The sequence below is a fragment of the Stappia indica genome (genome assembly GCF_020177335.1).
In the GTDB taxonomy this organism is placed as follows: Bacteria; Pseudomonadota; Alphaproteobacteria; order Rhizobiales; family Stappiaceae; genus Stappia; species Stappia indica_B.
On sequence record NZ_JAIVMG010000004.1, the window covers coordinates 13,438 to 35,008 of the forward strand.

Annotated in this window: 13 protein-coding genes and 1 tRNA gene; 6 read left to right on the forward strand and 8 right to left on the reverse strand. The window is 63.9% G+C overall.

Translation table 11 applies throughout. The annotated features are described in order from the left end of the window. Nucleotides 1-20: 20 nt before the first annotated feature. Entirely contained in the window at nt 21-554 is a 534-nt protein-coding gene (locus tag LC062_RS07095; protein WP_224910348.1) for a hypothetical protein, read from the reverse strand. On the opposite strand from LC062_RS07095, the gene LC062_RS21465 reads away from it, so the two are divergent. The 4 genes from LC062_RS21465 (at nt 543) to LC062_RS07115 (ending at nt 8,580) form a co-directional block, all read left to right on the forward strand. Continuing rightward, the gene (locus LC062_RS21465; RefSeq protein WP_224910349.1) at nt 543-1,646 is read left to right on the forward strand and encodes a sensor histidine kinase; all 1,104 of its coding nucleotides are present in this window, start codon (nt 543-545) and stop codon (nt 1,644-1,646) included. The two genes, LC062_RS07095 and LC062_RS21465, sit on opposite strands and share 12 nt — an antisense overlap. Continuing rightward, nucleotides 1,643-2,341 carry a response regulator transcription factor gene (locus LC062_RS07105; protein ID WP_224910350.1) on the forward strand — a complete coding sequence of 233 codons (699 nt, stop codon included), beginning with the start codon at nt 1,643-1,645 and terminating at the stop codon, nt 2,339-2,341. Before LC062_RS21465 ends, LC062_RS07105 begins: the two co-directional genes overlap by 4 nt. Nucleotides 2,342-2,834: 493 nt before the next feature. After that, nucleotides 2,835-3,638: a helix-turn-helix transcriptional regulator gene (locus LC062_RS07110; protein ID WP_224910351.1), complete on the forward strand. Its 804-nt coding sequence runs from the start codon at nt 2,835-2,837 to the stop codon at nt 3,636-3,638. Between the two features lie 166 nt (nt 3,639-3,804). Then, nucleotides 3,805-8,580, forward strand: a complete 4,776-nt coding sequence (locus tag LC062_RS07115) for an autotransporter domain-containing protein (protein WP_224910352.1) — start codon at nt 3,805-3,807, stop codon at nt 8,578-8,580. Between the two features lie 811 nt (nt 8,581-9,391). Here LC062_RS07115 and LC062_RS07120 read toward each other — a convergent pair. Continuing rightward, on the reverse strand, nt 9,392-9,988 hold the full coding sequence (locus LC062_RS07120) for a hypothetical protein (protein WP_224910353.1): 597 nt from the start codon (nt 9,986-9,988) through the stop codon (nt 9,392-9,394). A 774-nt stretch (nt 9,989-10,762) separates the two neighbouring features. After that, a tRNA-Met gene (locus LC062_RS07125) sits at nt 10,763-10,839 on the reverse strand. 386 nt (nt 10,840-11,225) lie between these two features. Here LC062_RS07125 and LC062_RS07130 point away from each other — a divergent pair. After that, a complete protein-coding gene (locus LC062_RS07130; RefSeq protein WP_224910354.1) occupies nt 11,226-12,920 on the forward strand; it encodes a cyclic peptide export ABC transporter in 1,695 nt (564 codons plus the stop codon). Between the two features lie 37 nt (nt 12,921-12,957). Here LC062_RS07130 and LC062_RS07135 read toward each other — a convergent pair whose 3' ends face one another. From LC062_RS07135 to LC062_RS07155, 5 genes are all read right to left on the reverse strand, one after another. Further along, nucleotides 12,958-15,402 (reverse strand): GcvT family protein, encoded by a 2,445-nt coding sequence (locus LC062_RS07135; protein WP_224910355.1) that lies wholly within the window; start codon nt 15,400-15,402, stop codon nt 12,958-12,960. Between the two features lie 6 nt (nt 15,403-15,408). Beyond that, a complete protein-coding gene (locus LC062_RS07140) occupies nt 15,409-16,311 on the reverse strand; it encodes a choline/ethanolamine kinase family protein (protein ID WP_224910356.1) in 903 nt (300 codons plus the stop codon). Beyond that, a complete protein-coding gene (locus LC062_RS07145) occupies nt 16,308-18,377 on the reverse strand; it encodes an ABC transporter permease (protein WP_224910357.1) in 2,070 nt (689 codons plus the stop codon). Before LC062_RS07145 ends, LC062_RS07140 begins: the two co-directional genes overlap by 4 nt. A 3-nt stretch (nt 18,378-18,380) precedes the next feature. Further along, a complete protein-coding gene (locus tag LC062_RS07150; RefSeq protein ID WP_224910358.1) occupies nt 18,381-19,439 on the reverse strand; it encodes a quaternary amine ABC transporter ATP-binding protein in 1,059 nt (352 codons plus the stop codon). Nucleotides 19,440-19,538: 99 nt separating this feature from the next. Further along, complete coding sequence (locus LC062_RS07155; protein WP_224910359.1) at nt 19,539-20,501, reverse strand: ABC transporter substrate-binding protein; 963 nt, start codon at nt 20,499-20,501, stop codon at nt 19,539-19,541. 212 nt (nt 20,502-20,713) lie between these two features. On the opposite strand from LC062_RS07155, the gene LC062_RS07160 reads away from it, so the two are divergent. Next, nucleotides 20,714-21,472 carry a DeoR/GlpR family DNA-binding transcription regulator gene (locus tag LC062_RS07160; protein WP_224910360.1) on the forward strand — a complete coding sequence of 253 codons (759 nt, stop codon included), beginning with the start codon at nt 20,714-20,716 and terminating at the stop codon, nt 21,470-21,472. Nucleotides 21,473-21,571 lie beyond the last annotated feature (99 nt).

Here is a 21,571-nt window from a genome sequence, read left to right on the forward strand (position 1 = left end):
GACGGTCAACATCGGTGTAATTACAGAAGGGGAAGGGGCGGGTTCCACCCATCAATACTAATCAATTCTGACAGATTCTGACGGTAGTTGCTTCCTTTTGGTGACACCTGCACACAAAGGAAGCGACCACGATCGAAGCGGCTGCCGTTGCACTTGAACCGTCCGGCGCAATCCCTCATCACAGAATCATGATCGACCTCAAGACGATGCTGTTGCTGGAATTCGCCACGACGACCTTCATGGCCATCGCATGGTTCCTCGTATGGGCTGTCTGGCGCCAGATCTATGAGTTGAAGGTCATCGCAGCCGGTTTCGTCGCCATTGCCGTCGGCCTGTTCCTGTTTCTTCAGCGCGGACCCGACGCGTCGCTTGTGCGGATCGTCATGGACAACATGGTGATCAAGCTCGGTCTCGTTCTGTGGGCGGACGGCCTGGCGCGCTTCCTCGGCCAGCCCCGTTTCCTCGGCATCAGCCTGCTTTGCCTCTTGGCCCAGCTTGTGATCTGGACCCTCGCCGTTACCTTCGTGCCTGCGGATCTGAGCGTGCGCATTCACGCCTCGACGGCCTTCACGGTGATCATGATGTCCCTGATGATCCGCACGCTTTACCGGGACCGGACACAGCCGGGTTTCCTGCGCTGGATCATGATCGGCCTGCTTGCGGAATATTCCGCCGCGAGCCTTTTTCAGAGCCTGCTGGTCTTTCTCAAACCGGCGACGGTCGCCAATTGGGTCCTGTCCGATATCAATGCCTGGTACTTCTTCCAGGGACACATGTTCATCGTGGGGTTCTTCTTCTGCCTCATCTTCATGGTGGGCATGCGCCTTTCCATGGACCTGCGCGACCGCAACGCCGCACTTGCCCGGGAGGTTTCCCTTCGGCGGCAGTTGGAGGAAGACCTGTCCGCCAGTCTGGAAGGGGAAAAGACCGCACGGCAGGAACAGCGCCAGCTGATGCGCATGGTCAGCCACGAATTCCGCACGCCGCTGGCGGCCATCCGCTACGCAAGCGACATGCTGGCGCTGATGTTGGACCGCCCTCAGGAAGCCGTTGCCAAACGCCTGCGCGGGATCGATGAGGCCGTTTCCCGCATGACCATGCTGATCGACCGGTTTCTATCCAGTGAACGCCATGAAGAGGGGGTTTTGAAGATAGAATCGGTGAATTTGCCGGCACTGGCGGAGGACGTTCAACGGCATTTTGATCACTCGGGTCTCGGCAACCGTCTCCTGTTCCTGAATATCGCGCGCGTATCGGATTATTGGGCGGACGTCGAAATGCTGCGCACCATGATTGTCAATCTGATCGATAATGCGCTCAAATATTCTCCCGACGACAGTAGGGTGGAAATTGCCATGACCACCCGCGCGGACCGGATCGTCATCGAGGTGGCAGATCGGGGCATCGGCATTCCCGAACGCGACCTGAGTCAGATCGGCAGCCGTTTCTACCGCGCCTCGAATACGGGTGGGACGGGAGGCAGCGGGCTTGGCCTGCATACCTGCCGGCAACTCGTGGGCTATCACATGGGACGGCTTGAGCTTCGCGCGAGAAACGGCGGTGGCACGCGCGCCAGCGTTTTCTTGCCACGGCCGGGCCTCAAGATGGAGGAAACGGAAACCATGCGGGAGATGGAACCGGTATGAGAAGGATCCTGATCGTGGAGGACGAGCGCGTGCTTCGTGCCGACCTGATGGATTACATCCATCTCAATGGCTTCCATGTGACCGGAGCCGGCAGCGCCGCCGAAATGTGGACCGCACTCACCGATGACGACCTGCCGGATGTTGTCATCCTCGACATTTCCCTGCCCGATGGAAACGGCTTCGATCTGGCGCGAGACCTCAGGGCGAAGTTCAATTCCGGCATCATCATGCTGACCGCCCACGGAGATACGGAAAGCCGGGTGCGGGGCTTCGACAGCGGCGCCGATATCTATCTCGTCAAGCACACGAGCCTGAGGGAAATTCTGGCCGCGATCCAGAGTCTCCTGCGCAGGTTGCCGCGAAACGCCGTGGACAACGGAACCGGTGCGGATTGGGTGTTGGACAGTGTTTCATGGAAACTCGTCCCTCCGGACGGAGAGGCGATCAAACTGACGGCGACCGAGAAAACCTTCCTCGAAGCGCTGGCTGCAAACGCCGGCAATCCCTGCACCCGGGAGAACCTTGCCCGTTTGCTGGCCAACCGCCAGACCCATTTCGACAACCGGCACCTGGATGCGGTCGTCAGCCGCCTGAGGCGCAAGATCCAGGATCACACCGGTGCCGAACCTCCCATCAAGTCGGTCTACGGGGTTGGATACTCCTTCAGTGCCAATTGCATTGTCGACGGTCATTGACTGCAAGGGATGCCAGCCCGGCGGCCGAAACCGCCCCCCCCGACAGGAAAATCCTCGCGAAAAACGCCAGCTCAAGAGGAGGGATTTTGGTGGGAGCACATCTGACCGGGCAGCTCTTCCCGCTACTGCTCATTGAACGCCAGAACGTCCTCACACAGGCGGACGCGCTTCCGCTCGTACGGGGAGAGCCGGGACTTGCGGGAAACAAGCGATCGCCGAAGGCACGATCAGAGATCAGAAAGATGGTGCGTCGGCAAAACGGGGGGGGGGGCAGCAATCTGGCGCTGGTGACAAGGTCTGGCATCCATATGCGCGCAGCAGCAAGATTTAGGAACGCGGTCCAGTCCCGCCCCCCGGACCACGCGGCTCGGATGCCGGCGGCAGCGTGAGCCGCTTTTTCGGCGAGAAACCAGCCAACCTTTTGATTTTTACAAAAAACCGCTAACTACAGCGATTGCGTTCCCCTGTCTTTCCTTCGGTTTGCGGACTTTTCATGCATCCAGACTTCCCGAACCTCGACCGTATCTACAAGCTGTGGGACGCCCTCGCAGACTTCGACGCCGTGGATATCCAGGCGTCTCGCAGGTTTTTGCTGGAAGAGATCTGCGCCATGGTGGATGCGCAGAACGCGGACTGGATCGGCTGCGTGCGGCTGAACTGGAGCCAGGGCAGCGATCCGATGAAGGGATGGCGGCCTCGCACCCTCTTCACGCTGAACCCTTGCAGGGTCACCAGTGAAGCGATCGACCAGGCCTTCACGGAGATGGAAAACGGCGAACCGGACATCACCACGACGCGCAATGTGGAACTGGCCGGCACTTTCAGGGTCCTGCCCCTGAGCGAACTGGCCACGCCGGAGTGGTTCGAAGGGCCGTCCTACCTTCGCTACTACAAGACCCTGGACCGGCGCGATTCCCTCTGGGCGGGCATTCCCGTCAGCGCCGACGCGGAAGTGCAGATCGGATTCCACCGCAGCTTCCAAAAGACGCCGTTCTCCCGCAAGCACCAGGCGACGATCTTCCATGCATTGCGCGGGCTTCGCTGGTTCTACCGGCACCAGCTGCTGGGCGAAGGAATTGGCGTCGCCTCAGCGCCGCTGACGCCGACCGAACAGCTTGTCCTGAAGGGTCTTCTGCTCGGCCTGACCGAGAAACGCATCGCCGAGCAGAACAACCAGAGCCCGCACACCACACACGACCACGTGAAGCGGATCTTCCGCAAGTACGGGGTCTCCAGCCGCTCCAGCCTGATGGCCCTATGGCTCGGCAAGGGTCTGAAACCGCGAAAGAACCCCTGAACAGGGGATTCACCCCATCGCCTCTCCCGCGCAAAAACACGGTTGCAGACACAACCTGCGCCGCGGCCATGCCACGCCGGCGCCTGAGCGCGTGGCGTCGCGCCGAGAGGGATCCATGGACACAACGAAAACAACGGCTCGCGGGTCTTGCCATGCAACAGGCCCCATGCCAGACCGTTCGGGCAAACCGGCCTCCCGAGAAGATCATCCCCGCCAGCCGGCGGGACGCGCGCGCGCCGCGCGGAGGCGCACGCTGCGGCTTCTCGCATCGACCGCCCTGTGTGCCGCGGCGATCCTGCCCCTGTCCGACCGGCCCGCTCATGCCGCGACCTATCTGGTCACGGAAGCGACCGACGATGGCAGCGGCACCGTCGCCGGTTCGCTGAGCTGGGCCATTGCCAGCGCAGGCGCCAGCGGGGACGTGATCGAGATCGATCCCACCGTCGCGACCATCACCGTCTCGGGCGGATTGCCGGCCTTTGCAGCAGACGTCACGGTTCGGGCAAGCGCCCCGGTCGAGATCACCGGCTCGCCATTCGCGACATCGGGGACATCGCTGGTGCTGTCGGGGGTGTCCTCCACCAATGCGCTTACCGCCGCCCTGTCGGGCGCTGCGGCCGGCGGGAACGGGGCCAACGGTGGCAACGCAACCGGCGCTGTCCCCAGCACTGCGGGCGAGGCGGGAACGACAGCCGTTTCGGGGAGCGGGTTTTCGCTGCGGCTGACCGGGTCGGCAACCGGCGGCAACGGCGGTGCGGGCGGCAACGGCGCTTATGAATCGGTCAATGCGAACGCCAGCGGCGGTGGAGCCGGCGCAGCCGCCGTCTCCGGCAGCGAGGGCATAATCGAGAACCGCGGCACAATCACGGGTGGACGCGGTGGCAACGGAGGCCGGGGCGGCTTCCGTCACTCCAACACCGGCGGCAGGGGCGGCAATGGCGGTGCGGGTGGGGCCGGCATTGCGGGCAGCAACCTCACCATCGACAACTCCGGAACGATCACCGGTGGCGCGGGCGGCCACGGGGGCGCAGGAGGCGATTCCATAGCGGCCAGCACGGGGCCTGCCGGAAGCGCAGGCCTCGGCGGGGCCGGCATCAGCGGATCGAACCTGACCATCGTCAACAGCGGCACGATTTCCGGCGGTCTCTCCGGCGGCAATCGCGCCAATGCCATCGAATTCACCGGCGGCACCAACAGTCTGGAGCTGCGAGCCGGTTCAACGATCATCGGCAATGTCGTTGCGGGCGGCGGGAACGACACGCTTGTCCTTGGAGGAGAGACCAGCCCGGGCTCGAGCTTCGATCTCGGTGAAATCGGCACCAAATACACCGGCTTCGAAACCGTATCGAAGACAGGGGCCTCCACCTGGACCATGACCGGCACGGCCGGCGCCGCGCTCGGCCATCTCACGGTTTCAGGCGGCGCGCTCAACCTCGACGGGGCAACGGCAACCGTAAGCAATTTTCACGTGGTGGATGGCGCCGCAGTGGTCTCGAACGGCTCCGGAATCGACAGCTTCCGCATTTACCTGGGCGGCCAGGCGGGAAAGACCGGCACATTGACCGTTTCGGGAAGCGGAACGTCGATGAACAGCACCAACAGTCTCTTGCTGGGTTACTCCGGCGGAGACGGCGGCAGCCTGACCGTCTCCAATGGCGCCAGCTTGACCACCGGTTACAACGCCTTTCTGGGCAACGTCGCCAACGGCACCGGCACCGTCAATGTAACCGGCGCGGATTCCTCCTGGACCGTGGCGGACGACCTTCGGGTTGGGTATCGGGGTACCGGTTTCCTCTCCATTGCCGACGGTGCGAAAGTGTCGACCGGGAAACAGACCGTGGTCGGCAACCTGGGTGGTTCAAACGGGACACTCGACATATCCGGATCCGGGTCGTCCTTGACCTCGAACGACAACATGGTCGTCGGCTCCAGTGGCAATGGCACGGTGGCGATCAGCAATGGCGGCGTCCTCAATACGTCGAAGTTGCTGATCCTGGGATCCGGGAGCAGCTCGAACGCCACGGTCACTGTGTCGGGCACAGGGTCGTCGATCAATGCCGCCGATGTCGTGGCCATCGGCCAGAGCGGGCAGACATCCACTTTGACCCTGACCGACGGCGGCGCATTGAATGCAGCCTCGACCGTCTATCTGGCTCGCTTTGCCGGGACCGCATCCCTGAACATCGGTGCTGCCGCCGGTGAAACCGCAGCGGCGGCCGGCACCATGACTGCGAGTTCGCTCACGTTCGGCGACGGCAACGGAGCTCTGGTCTTCAACCACACCGACGGCGCCTATTCCTTTGCCACCGACATCCGCGGCCGGGGAACGATCGAGGCCCACGCCGGCACCACGATCCTGACCGGCAACAACGCCGCATTCACCGGCAAGACGGTCGTGAACGGCGGCACGTTGCGCGCCGGCGGCGCGAACGCATTCGCCGACAACACCCGCTACGAGATCAACGGCGGGACCCTCGACCTCGCCGGTCATGACCTGACCATGTCAGCGCTGTGGGGAACCGGCGGCACGTTGACCAGCACCGGCTCGCAAGCGGACCTGATCCTCGATCAGGACGACGTTACCGGGTTTTCCGGGGAAATCTCCGGCCTTGGCGACATCACGAAAACGGGTTTCGGAACCGTGTTCCTGCGCGGCGACACGACCGTCTCCGGCGCGATTGGCGTCGATGAGGGCATTCTCAGCTTCGGCAGTGGCAAGACCATGTCGAGCGGGCGTGGGTCAATCACCGCGGCCGGCACAAGCGATGCCGAGTTCGAAATCTCGGGGGCGGGAACGCTCTGGACCATCGGCTCGGACCTGACGCTGGGCGAGACCGGCGGCAGCGGAAGCGGCAACCTGTGGATCTGGGACAAGGCCGTGGTCAACGCCGCGAGCCTCGATGTCGGAAGGTCTTCCAGCGCCAAGGTCGTTGTCTCGGGAGCCGACAGCCGCCTGTCAATTGCCACCGCTGCGGTGGTGGGAAGCGGCTCCGGCGGGCAGGGTCTGCTTGTGTTGTCGGACGACGGCATCGCCGAAATTGGCGGCGGAACCGGCACGCTCGAACTCGGCACATCGTCCGGCTCGAGCGGAACTCTCGTCTTCGGCGCACAAGAAGGAGCAGCACCTGTCGGCGCGGGGACGCTTCTGGCCGGCACGGTCGCTTTCGGGCCGGGCGACGGCAGCATCGTCTTCAATCACACGGATGCGGCCTATGACTTCGCTGCCGATGTGACCGGCGACGGGACGCTCACCTTCCGGAACGGCGGGACGCAGCTCACCGGCGACTATTCCGGCTTCACCGGCTCGGCCGAGATCTACCGCACCGGCGCGGTGCAGCTGCAATCGAACTTCACCGGCGACGTCGGCCTGCATTCGGGGGTCGTCTACACACTCGATACCACGCTTGCCGGCAGCTTTACCGTCAACGACGGCGCCCTGCTCCAGGGCACCGGCACGATCGGCGGTCTTTCGCTCGTCTCCGGCGGCACGCTTGCGCCCGGCAACTCGATCGGCACCATCAATGTGGCCGGCGACCTCTCCTTCGGTCCGGGCAGCATCTATGCGGTGGAGGTGGACGGAACCGGCGGAAGCGATCTGACGGCGGCGACCGGGCGCATCGACCTGACCGGCGGAACGGTCAATGTTTCGCTGTTGGCCGGCACGACGCCGCCCCTTGCCCCGTCGACCAGCTACACGATCCTAACCGGCACGGGCGGCGTCTTCGGGAGTTTCGACAGCGTCACGGAAAGCTTTGCCTTCCTCGATGCAGCCCTTGTCTATCAATCGAACGCGGTGGTGCTGGAGCTGACCCGCTCCGGCACGAGCTTCGCATCGCAAGCACGCACCGTAAACCAGTTTGCGGTCGCGACAAGCCTGGACGATCCGGCGACCTCCACCACGCTCTTTGGCGCGCTGATCGGCCTGGATGCCCCTTCCGCGCGGGCCGCCTATGACAGCCTGTCCGGCGAAATCCATGCCTCCCTGCCCGCCCTCTTCGTGAGCGACAGTGCCCGTCTGCGCGATGCGGTCGGCACCCGCATCGAGGCCAGCTTCGCCAGTCTCGCGCCACAGGCTTCCGGCGCGACTTCCGATGCTGTTTCAGGACCGCTCACGAACCTGCAGGTCTGGGGCCACGCCCTGGGCGCCTATAGCCGGTTCAAGGGTGACGGCAACGCCGCCACGCTTTCGAGCAGCGGCGGCGGCGGGCTCCTCGGCCTCGAAGCCAGCCCGACGCCAGACATCCGCCTCGGGCTTCTGGCCGCCTTTGGCCACGCGCGGGCAAGCGTCGACGGACGCGCCTCGACCGCTACGGCGGACAGCTACACGATCGGCGCCTATGGCGCAGTCCGCTCGGGGCCGCTCGGCCTGTGGCTGGGCGCGGCTTCCAGCTGGCATCAGGTGGCGACCAGCCGGCATGTGGCCTTTGGCGGTATCGACGAGACCGTCACCGCCGACTACTGGTCGCGCACGGCGCAGGTCTTCGCGGATGTGTCCTACAGGTTCGATACGCCATGGGCTGGGCTCGAACCTTATGCCGGTCTTGCACTTATTCATCAACAGGGCGATTCCTTTCAGGAACGCGGTTCGTCAGACGTCGCGCTGGCCAGCAAGGCATCGAGCCAGATCTTCGGGTCAAGCAACCTCGGTGTTCGCCTGTCGAAAACCTTGTCGGCGCAAAACGGCACCACCGCCGAACTAACCGGCACCCTGGGCTGGCAACATGCCCTGGGAAGCCTGTCCGCCCATCGGCGCCTCGCCTTGGCGGGAATTGACAGTTTCTCCATCCAGGGCGTTCCCATCGACCGGGACACAGCACTCGTGCAGGCAGGCGTTCGCTTCAACTTAAGCGACCGTGCAAAAGTCGGCCTGTCCTATCAAGGACGCTTCGGACGCAATGCCCTGGAACAAGGCGCAAACGCCAGGTTTGAGGTTCGCTTCTAGCAAACCGGCGGTCATGCGTGCCAGGTCAGGCCGCACGCGTGCGGATATCCGTTGGCGTTTGCGTCTCTGAGTCGGCGCGGGCCACCAAGGCGCGGGTCCGCGCCAGGCGGTCCCCGGCCGCATGGAGGAAACGTGGGTTGAGCTCGATGACCCCGGAAGTTCCGGTTCGGGCCGATCCAAAGACGGGAGGCACGTCACTAAATTTTTTTCCAAAACCAATTGAAAAAACGTTCCACCCACCGTCTGCTCGATACTCCTTCCCTACAGCAACAGCCCCAACAGGGACGGACCATCCATAGGCTTTCCATCCAGAGAAATTGAGCCGCAATCATGACCCCATCCACCGATACTGGCTCCCACTAAGCGAGGGTGAATTCGCCTGACCCAAAAAGCGGGACAGAAGCATTAATACCGATGGTTCCAACGATAAATTTGTTATCAGAAACGATTAATACCCCCTCCAATTTAATATGATATTTTATTTGAATAATATAAATAATTCGGATAGAATAATTTTATAAAATCGACATATAAGAATAAAGCCGGAATAATTGTAAGTATTATTGAAATAATAAAATTCGCAACCACAAAAATAATATGATTCCCTTTTATGTTAAGCGCCCTGCAAGAAATTATAGGTTTAAAAAATATTAATATATATATATTCTTTTCATATATAAATTTACGAAATTCTTTAAATACAGATAAGCATGTAAGAAAGAAAAAAATTGAAACAAAAAATAAATATATATCAACAATATATGAAATAATAATCGACTCAAAAGACATAGTTCCCACCAATTACTCTGAATCAACATCGACGGAAGAAGCGATCCGTCCTCGCTGGATTTTCACCACTGGTCGCATGCACCAGAAGGCGTCGACAGCCACGCGCATCCGACCAACGGCGCACAGCGCGAACCAACCTCAACGCGACGCGCCCGCCGAGCGGCGTCCGTACGATCTCCGGGGTGATATTGATCGTAAGCACGGTTGCGACCAGATCCCCATCGGAGAGAAAGTATTCCCCCGCCTGTACATAAGCCAGCCCTGCGAGAGCACCCCCCTCCGGCGGTTCCGGCTCTCCAGCGCCGCCTTCCAACCAGGATACACCCGGTCTCGGCGCCTCCGCCAGGATCAACCCGCTCCGATCCGGCCGCTCAATCGCGCGACGAACCAACGCTTGCGCCTTGGCGTCGCTGCACGGGCTGTCGCGAAAGATCGTTTGTGCGTGCATCTTCCGGGCGAGCGACAACGCTGCGGCAAGGTCTTCTTGCGTATCGCGTACCAGCCGCAACCGCACGCGCGCGCCAGACACCGGGCGCACGCTCTGTCTATCGGCTTTGCTTGCAATCTGCCTTTCAGCGAGCTCCGCCGCAGGCACAACGGCGCTGGCGTCATCGCTCATGTCGACCGTCTGCGGCACAGCCACTCCACCCCCGCAGATTCGCTCAGCCAGGCGAAGCTCTTCCGAGCGTGACAAGCCCGCCTCGACGCGCACGCCTCAGCACCCACAATTCTTGGCAGCCATCATTCGCGCCATGATTGTAAATTGTCAACCACCGACATCCCAACGACAGGACAGCGCTTTTGATCTGAGCCCTTCCATGGCCCAGCCCCAGAACGGAGATCCCCAGAGGCGTTGATGGGTCGGGAGTATCTCTGACTGCAGGAAGAACGATCTGCAGGTATCGCCCCCCGTTTGTCGACCGATACGCGGTGCAAACAGAAGGTTGATGACCGCCGGGTGGCGAGCGAGAATATTCGGGGTACAGCGATGCCCCATGCATGCACCATGAGGCGACTGAAAACAGCGAACTTCTACTCCGCGCGGCGGACCACTGTGAGCTCGATGTTGAGACCGACCGCCGTCGGACCTTCTACAAGCGCAACGATGCGTTTGACCCGATCACCTTTGGCGCCTTGCACCGTTCTGTGAAACTGGGGCCGACAGAGCATCATGCATCTGACATGTCGCATTGTGGCCTGACTGAGAAGGTCATGAAAGCAGAGGGGATCATCGACTGGCCGCCATCATGCGCTTGCAGGGGGGGGGCAGTTTGCCGCGATCTCTGCTGCCATTTGTTTTTGCGCGTCACACCCAGCATGACCCCGGTACGGTCCACGTGCAGACGCATTCATAGCGTGCGAGACCTAACCATCAGAAATTTCTCGGGAAATTTGGTAGCGGAGGAGGGACTCGAACCCCCGACACGCGGATTATGATTCCGCTGCTCTAACCAACTGAGCTACTCCGCCATCCTCGCCGCGCGGCAGTGCGGCGCGAAGAATGGCCGCATATAGTCGGGCCAACGCGACGATGTCAAGACACCTCATCTCCAGTTTTGCATCCGGCAGTGGATTTCTCCCCAGCCCCCTGCGCTAAGGGACAAACCGACGTTCCCCAGACAGCCGCACCTGCGCCCCGCCGCCCCGTCCCGCTCCCTGCGTCCCGGCCGCCCCGCCCCGGCTACTCAAGGTGCGAGGAGCGCATTGGCACTTGCCCCATTCCAGGCTCTGCCGTACGAACAGGCGGGTTTCCGGTCGGTAGCCGGCTGGCAGCGGAACGAACGGATTGCAATGCGCGCGCGGCCAGAGGGCGCCGCAACCGGGGTGCAGGCACGGACAAGAGGGCCGCGGACAGGATGACCACGAGCGAGACCACGGGCAACCGATCGGCAACCGGCAACATGTTCGTGCTGTTCGGCTTCCTGATCCGCGAAGGCAACCTGTTGCGCTCGCCGGTGCTGGTCTTCGCGGTGCTTGCCAGCTTCACCCGCTCGGGCATGATCTTTGCCATCAACACCATCGCCGCCGGCGCTTCCCTCGCCCTTGGCAATGTGGCGCTGCTCGCCGGCTGCATTCTCGCCACCCTCACCTTTTCCCATCTGGCGCGGGTCGCCAGTTTCCGCCTTGTGGAGACCACCCGCCGGCGCCTGAGGATGCAGCTCTCCCGCCAGCTCCTCGACGCCCGGGCCGGGTTTCTCGCCCGCAACGACCATGGCAAGGTCTATTCCATCGTCACCCAGGAGGTGAACGAGATCTCCCACGCCTCGGTGAATTTCATCGAGTCCCTCGAAGCGGCGCTGCTGATCGCCTTCTGCATTCCCTATCTCTTCTACCTGTCCTGGCCAAGCGGCCTTGCCACCCTTGCCGCCGTGGGCATTGGCGGCGTCGGCTATCTGGTCGCCCAGGCGCCGGCCCAGGCGAGCGCGGAACGGGCCTCCCGCACCGAATGGATCTTCTTCGACCGGGTCAACGATGTGCTGCGCGGCTACAAGGAGCTGCGGCTGCGGCAGGCGCGCAAGGCCGCCCTGCAATCCGACATCGAGGATGTCGCCTCCCGCGAGCGGTCGCTGAAGCTGGTCGCCGAGCGCTACTACAGTCTGGGCCAGGTGATCGCTCAAGGGGCAATGATGGGCCTTCTGTGCATGATCGTCGTCGGCCTGCCGCTTCTCGCCGGCACGGAGACCTCGACTGTGCTGCAGATTCTGACCATCGTGCTCCTGACCTATGGTCCGATCGAAACGGTGCTCGGCAACCTGTCGTCCTTTTCGCGTGCCGCCGTGTCCAAGCATCTGATCGACCAGCTTGAACGCGACCTTGCCAACGATGCGGAAGCCCGCACCGGCCAGCCGGTCGCCGACCGGCCCGGCTTCAGCTCCATCGAGCTGAAGGGCGTGACGACGGTGCTCTCCAGCACCACCGCCGCCGGCGACGACGAGAGCTTCACGGTCGGGCCGCTCGACCTCACCCTTACCCCCGGCGAGGTAGTGTTCATCTGCGGCGGCAATGGCGCGGGCAAATCGACGCTTTTGTCGGTATTGACCGGCTTGCGCCATCCCGATGGCGGGACGATCCTGCTCGACGGCATCCCGGTGACGGAAGCCGATGCCCCGGCCTATCGCAGCCTGTTCAGCGCCGTGTTCAGCGAGTTTCACCTGTTCGACCGGCTCTATGGCCTGACTGAGGCCGAATGCGACGCCCTGCCCGCGCATCTCGCCGACCTCGACATCGATCACCGGGTTGGCGTTGACGACGGCAGGTTTTCCACGCTGGCCCTGTCGACCGGCCAGCGGCGCCGGCTCGCGCTTTCCGTCGCGCTTGCCGAAAAGCGGCCGATCATCGTTCTTGACGAATTCGCCGCCGACCAGGATCCGGCGCGGCGGGCCCTGTTCTATGATGTTCTGGTGCCGCAGATGGCGCGCGACGGCCATCTGGTGATCGCCGTCACCCATGACGAGCACTGTTTCGACAAATGCGACCGGCTGATCCGCATGGAATCCGGACGCATCGTCGCCGATACGCGGCAGAAACGGGCCGAACGCCAGGCGGTCTGATGCGCGCAGCCGCTTCGACGCCGCTTCCCTTGCTGCCCTAAGCCTTGACCCGCGCACTTTTCGGATCGTAGAGCGGCTCCAGGTGCAACGTCGCCGGCACCCGCTGCGTCGCCACCACCAGTTCGTAGCGCCCGGCACTCAGGAACGCATCGGTGACGCCGCCAGCAGCGCGCACGTAGCCATAGCCAATCGGCTTGCCGACGGTGTAACCGAAGCCGCCGCTGGTCAGGTATCCGGCGAAGGCACCATCGCGCAGGATCGTCTCCCGCCCGAGCAGCACCACCTGCGGATCGCCGACGGTGAAGCCGACGAGCTTCTTGGCAAGCGGCACGGCGGCCGCCTGTTCCATCGCCGCACGGCCGAGGAACGGCAGCCCCGACTTCAGCTTCACCGCCCAGCCGAGCCCGGCCTCCAGGGGGGTATCGTTGGGGGTGATGTCCGCGCCCCAGGCGCGGTAGCCCTTTTCCAGCCTGAGCGAGTCCAGCGCCCGGTAGCCGACCGGCCGGATGCCATGGGCGGCACCCGCCGCCATCAGCGCATCGAACACCTCGCCGGTGGCCGCAAGCGGCACATGCAGCTCCCAGCCGAGCTCCCCCACATAGGTGACGCGCAGCGCCCGGACCGGATGACCGGCAATCGACAGGATGCGCACATGGCCGAAGGGGAAGCCCGCGTTCGACACATCCGCATCAGGAGTGACCGCCGCCAGCACCTGACGCGCCTTCGGCCCCATCAGCGACAACGTGCCGAAATCCTCGGTGACGTCGGCAAGACGGGCATCGAGCCCTGCGGGCAGGTGTTCGGCGATCCAGGCGGCATCATGGGTGCGAAAGCCCGTACCGGTCACGATGTAGAAAAGGTCGGGCGCGAGCCGGGCCACGGTCAGATCGCATTCGATCCCGCCCCGCGAGTTGAGGAGTTGGGTGTAGGTCAGCCGCCCTTCCGGCTTGCCGATCCGGTTGGCGCAGATCCCTTCCAGCGCCTCGGCGGCGTCCCGCCCCGTGAGTTCGAATTTGGCGAAGGAGGACTGGTCGAACAGGCCCACGGCCTCGCGCACGGTGCGATGCTCCTCGCCGACCGCATCGAACCAGTTCTGCCGGCCCATGCTGTAGACATCGCGCGGCTCCATGCCTTTCGGCGCGAACCAGTTCGGCCGCTCCCAGCCGAGCTTGGAGCCGAACACGGCACGATGGCCCTGCAGCCGCTGATACAGCGGCGAGACGATGTGCGGCCGGCCGCTCTGATATTCCTCATGCGGAAACGCGACCGTGTAGTGCTTGCCATAGGCTTCCAGCGTGCGCTCGCACACCCAGGCCCGATCCTCGTGAAGACCGGAGAAACGGCGGATATCCACCGACCACAGATCGAGCGGCGCTTCGCCCGACATCACCCATTCGGCCAACACCCAGCCGGCACCGCCGCCCGAGGCGATGCCGAAGGCGTTGAACCCGGCGCCGACGAACATGTTGGCGCAGGCCGGCGCCGACCCGAGAATGAAATTCCCGTCCGGCGTAAAGCTCTCAGGACCGTTGATCATCTGCTTGACGCCGGTGGTCTCCAGCACCGGCACCCGGTGAATGGCGGAGACCAGATGCTGCTCAAAATGGTCCCAGTCATCCTCGAACAGCTGGAACTGGAAATCGTCGGGAACATCCCCCGTCGTCCAGGCGACTGGGTCGGGTTCGTAGCCGCCCATGGCCAGCCCGCCGACCTCTTCCTTGAAATAGGTGCGCTTGTCCGGATCGCGAACGGTCGGTGTCTCGCTGGTGATCCCGTCGATCCGCTCGGTGATGATGTACTGATGCTTGACCGGCTGCAGCGGGATGCTGACGCCGGCCATGGCACCGACCTGCCGTGCCCATTGGCCGGCGCAGTTCACCACCTTGTCACAGGCGACCGCCCCTTGCGTCGTCTCCACATGGGTGATGCGAGTCCCGTCCATGCGCAAGCCGGTCACGCGCACGCCTTCCACGATCCGCGCGCCATGCATGCGCGCGCCCTTGGCCAGAGACTGGGTGATGTCGGAGGGGCTGGCCTGCCCGTCGGTCGGCAGGAAGCTGGCGCCGACCAGGTCATCGACCCGCATCAGCGGCCACATCTGCGCCACCTCCTCCGGCGACAGCAGATGCATCTCCATGCCGAAGCTGCCGGCGGTGGTCGCCAGCCGCTTGTATTCGGTCCAGCGATCCTCGTTGCAGGCGAGCCGCAGGCAGCCGGTCATCTTCCAGCCGGTCTCCAGCCCGGTCTCCCGGTCGAGCCGCTTGTAGAGATCGACGGAGTATTTCAGCACCTGGGTGATCGAGGCAGAGGAACGCAGCTGGCCGACCAGCCCCGCGGCATGCCAGGTGGACCCGCTGGTGAGTTGGCCCTGCTCCAGCAGCAGCACATCGGCCTTGTGGTCGCGGGCCAGATGATAGGCAACCGAGCAACCGATGATGCCACCACCGATGACGACGATCTGGGCATGAGACGGGAGGGACATGGGAGGTCAGGCCTTTCCAAAACGGGAGCGATAGGCGTCAAGCGCCAGGTCGAAGGCGGCCAGCGTCTCGGCGGTATAGGCCGCGTAGTCGACGCCCGGCGCGTTGAGGTGGAGTTCGGAGACAAGGCTCCAGAGGGTTTCGCGCAGCAGCGCCGCGCATTGCATCGCCGCGTGACTGCGCAGCATCGCCGGGTCAGGCTCCATGCCGAAGTAGCGCGCCAGCAGCTCCGCCGAAGGCTCCGGCCCGAAGCCTGCATTGGCGGCGATGCCGGCAAGGTCGAACATCGGCGTGCCGAAGCCGGCGTATTCGAAGTCGATCAGCCATAGCCGGTCACCGTCATGCAGGAAATTCGCCGGCAACAGATCGTGATGGCCGAAGACGATGGGCAGCGGCACCTGCGCCGCCTCGAACTCCGCCGCCAGCTCCAGGAACTCCGGCAGGCGGTCGGCGAGGCGCGAGCCGCCCGCCTGTAGCGTGCGGGCGTAGTCGCGGATCACATGGAACACCCAGAAGAGATAGCCCGGGCCGGAAACGAAGGCCGGCATTTCCGCATGGAACCGGCGCACCAGATCGGCGATCGCGGCCCTGTCGGCCAGCACATCGGCGGCCGTATAGGTCTTGCCCTCGATGAAGCGCGAGACCATCACCCCCGGTTCGGCATGCACCAGCTCCGGGGCAAAACCGGCGGCGACCGCCGCCCGTGTTGCCATGATCTCCCGTTCCCGAAACACATGGTGGCAGGGAAAGTCCCGGCCGAAGCGCACCACATAAGAGCCGCTCGTGTCGGTCACTGTGAAGCTTTCATTCGACAGGCCGCCTTTCAGCGGCTGCCAGCGGATATCCCCGTGCCACAGGGGCAGCGCGCGAACTCGCGCTTCGACATCCGGCATCGGCTGGGCTCCCGTCATGATGGTGTCAATCCCAGGCGTGCCCGCGTCCGGGCGGCGCCCGCAGCAATCAGCCGATCGGCGATGATGGCGATGAAGGCGACCGCAAGCCCGGCGACGAGACCGCGTCCGGTGTCGGCCTTGGTCAGCGCGATATAGACCTCCTGGCCAAGGTCCCGGGTGCCGACCAGCGCGGTGATCACCAGCATCGACAGGGCCAGCATGATGGTCTGGTTGAGGCCGAGCAGAATTTCCGGCAGGGTCAGCTTCAACTTGATCCTGGTCAGCAGTTGCCAGCGCGTTGCCCCGGCAACGACGCCCGCCTCCACCAGCTGCGGATCGACCTGGCGCAGGCCATGTGCCGTGTAGCGGATCGCCGGGGCGATGGCATAGGCGACGACGGCGATCATCGCGGTGAAGTCGCCCACCCGGAACAACATCACCGCCGGCATCAGATAGACGAAGGACGGCAGGGTCTGCAGGGTGTCGATGACGATCTCCACCCCCTTCCACAGCCGCTCGCGTTCGGCAGCAACAATGCCGATGGGAATGCCGATCAGCGCCGCGATCACCACCGAGATGCCGCACAGATAGACCGTCACCATCGCCTTCGGCCATTGCCCGGTGAGCGCGATCAGCGCCGCCAGCAGCGCCACCGAAAGGCCCAGTCGCCAGCCGCCGAGCCGCAGGCCGCAAAGCCCGAGCAGTGCCACCACGCCGATCCAGGGCAGGCTGAGCAGGAACCGCTTGAACGGGATCAGCACATTGAGCAGCAACAGGTTCTTGGCCGCTTCGAGCTGGTCGAAGAAATTCACGTTGATCCAGCCGACCAGATCGGAGCCGAGCGTGCCGGACGAAAGCTGCAAGGCCTCCGGATAGCGTTGCAGCGGCGCGGACAGGAGCCCGGCGGCAAGGGAGAAGATCACCAGTGCAATCGCGGCAACTGTATGGGGATGGCGACGCCAGAGCCCGCCACCCAGGCCCGCGCCCTGTTCATGCCCCGCGCTTTGCGCATGTCGGCGCCCCTTGCGGGCGAAGGCCTGGCTCAGCCGGTCAAGGGCGATGGCCAGTGCCACGATCGCCAGCCCGGCCTCGAACCCGGCGCCGATGTCGAGACGGCGCAGCGCCGACAGCACCTCGAACCCGAGGCCGCCCGCCCCGATCATCGAGGCGATGATCACCATGTTGAGCGACAACATGATCACCTGGTTGACGCCGACCATCAGCCCCGGCATCGCCGTCGGCACCAGAATGCGCCAGGTCATCTGCCGGCGGGAACAGCCGGTCATCCGCCCCAGTTCGCGGACCTCCTTCGGCACCTGGCGCAAGGCCAGCAGCGAAATGCGGGTCATCGGCGGCAGCGCATAGATGATCGTTGCGACGATCGCCGAGGTCGGACCGAAGCCGAACAGGAACAGGATCGGCACCAGATAGGCGAAGACCGGCACGGTCTGCATCAGATCAAGCACGGGACGAAGGGCCGCCTCCACCGGATGCCAGCGATGGCCGGCCAGTCCCAGAAGCAAGCCCAGCCCGACACCGACCGGCACGGCAATCAGGATCGAGGCCAGGGTGATCATGGCGTTGTCCCACTGGCCGAAGACCGCGAGAAAGCCGAAGCAGGCGCCGACCAGCAGCGCAAGCCGCCGCCCGCCGGCATAGTGGCCCAACAGCATGAGGAGCCCGGTCACCGCGATCCAGGACAGCGGCGGCAGCACCTCCTCCGCGCTGCTGCCACGCCCGTCGAGAAGGCCGGTCGACAGCAGCCCGAGCACGAAGCGGTAGGGAATATCGACCAGATCGGCAATGAACCGGGTCAGATCGGTGAAGGTGAACAGACCGAGGGAGGCATCCTCCACCAGCCAGCGCATGAAATCGCCGATCCAGCGTTTGGCCGGGATCTGCCAGTCGCGCGGCACCTTGAACGCCCATTTGGCGACCGGTTCGCCGTAGAGCCACAGAAGGGTGAACGCCCCGCCAGCGATCAGCCAGACCGCTGGCCAGAACGTTGCCTGCGCGCCAGCCGGGGTGCCGTGCGGCTGTGCCAATGGCTGGTCATCAATGGGGACATGGGCGGGTGCACTCATGGCTCAGCCCCGCATCATCACATCGACCACCGCCGCGCGGGTCAGAATGCCCAGCGGCTGTCCGCTGCCGTCGATAACGGTGACTTCAGCCTGTCCGGCGGCGAACAGCGGCGCGGCTTCGGCGACAGGCGCGTTTGCCGCTACCGTCGGCCCGCTGGCGGCCTCTTCGGCTTCGCCCGGGTACGGAACCATCAGGGAAACGGCCCGCACCACCTTGGCCCGGGAGACGCCGCGGGTGAACTCGGCGACATAGTCATCGGCCGGCGCCAGCACCAGTTCCTCCGGCGTGCCGATCTGCACCACCTTGCCGTCCTTCATGATGGCGATGCGGTCGGCAAGGCGGATCGCCTCGTCGAAGTCATGAGTGATGAAAACGATGGTCTTCTTCAGGACCGACTGCAGACGAATGAACTCGTCCTGCATCTCCCGGCGGATCAGCGGATCGAGCGCGGAGAACGGCTCGTCGAGAAACCACAGCTCCGGCTCCACCGCAAGCGAGCGGGCAATCCCCACACGCTGCTGCTGGCCGCCGGACAATTCGCGCGGGAAGAACATTTCCCGTCCGCCAAGCCCGACCAGTTCGATCATCGCCCTTGCCCGGTCCTCGCGCGCGGCACGCGCCACCCCTTGTACCTCCAGCGGGAAGGCCACATTTCCGAGCACGGTCAGATGCGGCAACAGGGCGAAATGCTGGAACACCATGCCCATGTGATGGCGGCGGATCTCGATCATCCGCCGCGCATTCGCTGCCAGAAGGTTCTCGCCATTCAGCAGGATCTGGCCCGAGGTCGGTTCCACCAGCCGCGACAGACAGCGCACCAGCGTCGACTTACCGGAGCCCGACAGCCCCATGATGACGAAGATCTCCCCCTCGGCGACACCGAGATTGACATCGCGCACCGCACCGACCAGCCCGGCCTCGGCAAGCGCGGCGCTGTCCGCCGCGTCCGGCCGGTCGAGCGCGTAGTGCGGCGCACCCGCTCCGAACAGCTTCCAGACCGAACGGCATTCGAGTTTCACCGGACGCGCCGGCGCGCACGGGTGCGCAGAGTGCGGGCTCATGGACCTCACCAGACAAGCGGCTGACGATGTGGGACGGAGAAGAAAAATGCCGTCGCCGACCGGGGATCGAACCGGCGACGGCAAGGTGTGGCAGGGGCGCTAGTTGATCCAGCTGGACCAGCGGTCGGCGTTCTGCCCCATCCAGCTGGACACCACGTCCTCAACGGATTTGCCGTTGAGATCGACGTCGGTGATCATCTTGCCCATCTCATCATTATCGATATGGAAGGCTTGGATCGCCTTGTGCGCACCGGGCCACTTTTCCTTGACCCCGGCCCAGGCAACCTTCCAGATCGGCCCGCGCGGCTTGGCGCAGTCATAGGCCGCATCCGGGTTCGAGCCCCAGGAGGGATCCTCGTAGCAGGTCTTCGAATAGGGCGGGAATTCCACCCACTCGCCATCGTATTTGAGCGGCGCCCAATGGGGCGCATAAACCCACAGAAGGATCGGCGCCTTGCGCTGATAGGCCGATTCCAGCTCGGCGAAGAGCGCCGCATCCGTGCCCGCATGCACCACCTCGAACGGCAGGTCCAGCGCCTCGACCCGCTCATCGTCGAAGCCGCCCCAGGTCACCGGCGCGCCAAGATAACGCCCGTTCGGCGCCGTCTCCGCCGTCGAGAAGGCTTCCGCGCAGGCCTCGTCCTTCAGCGCTTCCCAATTGGGCAGGCCCGGGCAAAGCTCCTTCATGTAACTCGGATACCACCATTCCTCGATCGCCAGCATGCCGGTATCGCCGAGGTTCTCGACCTTGCCGGTTGCCGTTGCCTCGTCGAGCGCCTCCCGGCCGGTGGTCTCCCAGACCTCCATGGCCACATGCAGATCACCGGTCTTCAGCCCGGCGAACTGGGCGATGTAGTCGGCCTGGACATAATCGATGTTGTAGCCGGCCTTGCGCAGCACTTCGCCCATGATGCGGGTGGTGATCAGTTGCCCGGTCCAGTCATGCAGGGTCATGCGGATCGGATCGTCGTTCTCGGCGGCGAAGGCCGGCAGCGGCGTGGCGGCAACAGCGGCAATCACCGCAGCCGACAGCAGAGCCACGGGTGTCCTGGCACGTTTCATGGCGGTCCCCTCTCAAAAACCGATGGAAGGCGGGGACTGTCCGATGCCGGATCTTTTGCTCCCCTGCCTGAAAGGGTGGCACCGGATTTCCAACACTGTCAATCACTATGAGTGTTATTTTTGGTTTTGATATCTGTTTAAGTGGCTTCATCATTGAAATTGACGTCAAAACAACAAAAATAAGGATCAACACCACAAATCGAGCCTCACCCATGAGCAACAGCAAACGCCGGACACGCCTTCTGGAACAGGTCCGCCTGCATGGCAGCCAGCGCATCAGCGACCTTGCCGGGGAGCTGGGCGTTTCGCTGGAAACGATCCGCCGAGACATCCGCCCGCTGGTCGAGGCGGGGGACCTGATCAAGACCCACGGTGCCGTGGCGCTGGCCAATGCCGATACGGAAGCGCCGTTCGAGCGGCGCCTGCGGGAGAACGCGGAGGAAAAGCGGCGTATCGCCCGCCATGTCGCCGCCGGCATCGCCGATGGCGACAGCATCATGATGGACACCGGCACCACCACCAGCATGCTCGCCCGGGAACTGCGCGGAAAATCCGGCCTGACGGTGGTCACCAACTCGTCAGATGTGGCCCGCACCCTGGCGACGGTCAACGGCAACCGGGTGTACATGGCCGGCGGCGAGCTGCATGGCGACAATGGCGCCGCCTTCGGCCGCTCGGCCATCGACTTCATCGCCGCCTTCCGGGTGCGGCACGCCTGCATTTCCATCGCCGCCGTCGATCCGGTCGGCGGCCTGATGGACTACCAGCTTGCCGAAGCCGAATTCGCCCGCACGGTGCTGCACTGCGGCGAGATCCGCACGGTGATCACCGACCACAGCAAGTTCAACCGCCGCGCGCTCGTCCGGGTTGCCGGCTTCGACGAAATCGACCGTCTCGTCACCGACCGGGAGCCGCCCCGCGACATTCTGGATCGCCTGCGCGCCGCCGGCACCGCCATCGAAGTGGCCTGAGCATCGCAGACGCCCGCCGAGGCCCCCGGCCTCTCGGAAATTTCCCGTGAAGGGGACCCGGCCTGCCATCGCGGCGCCATCAAATCCTGTCAGGAGCCG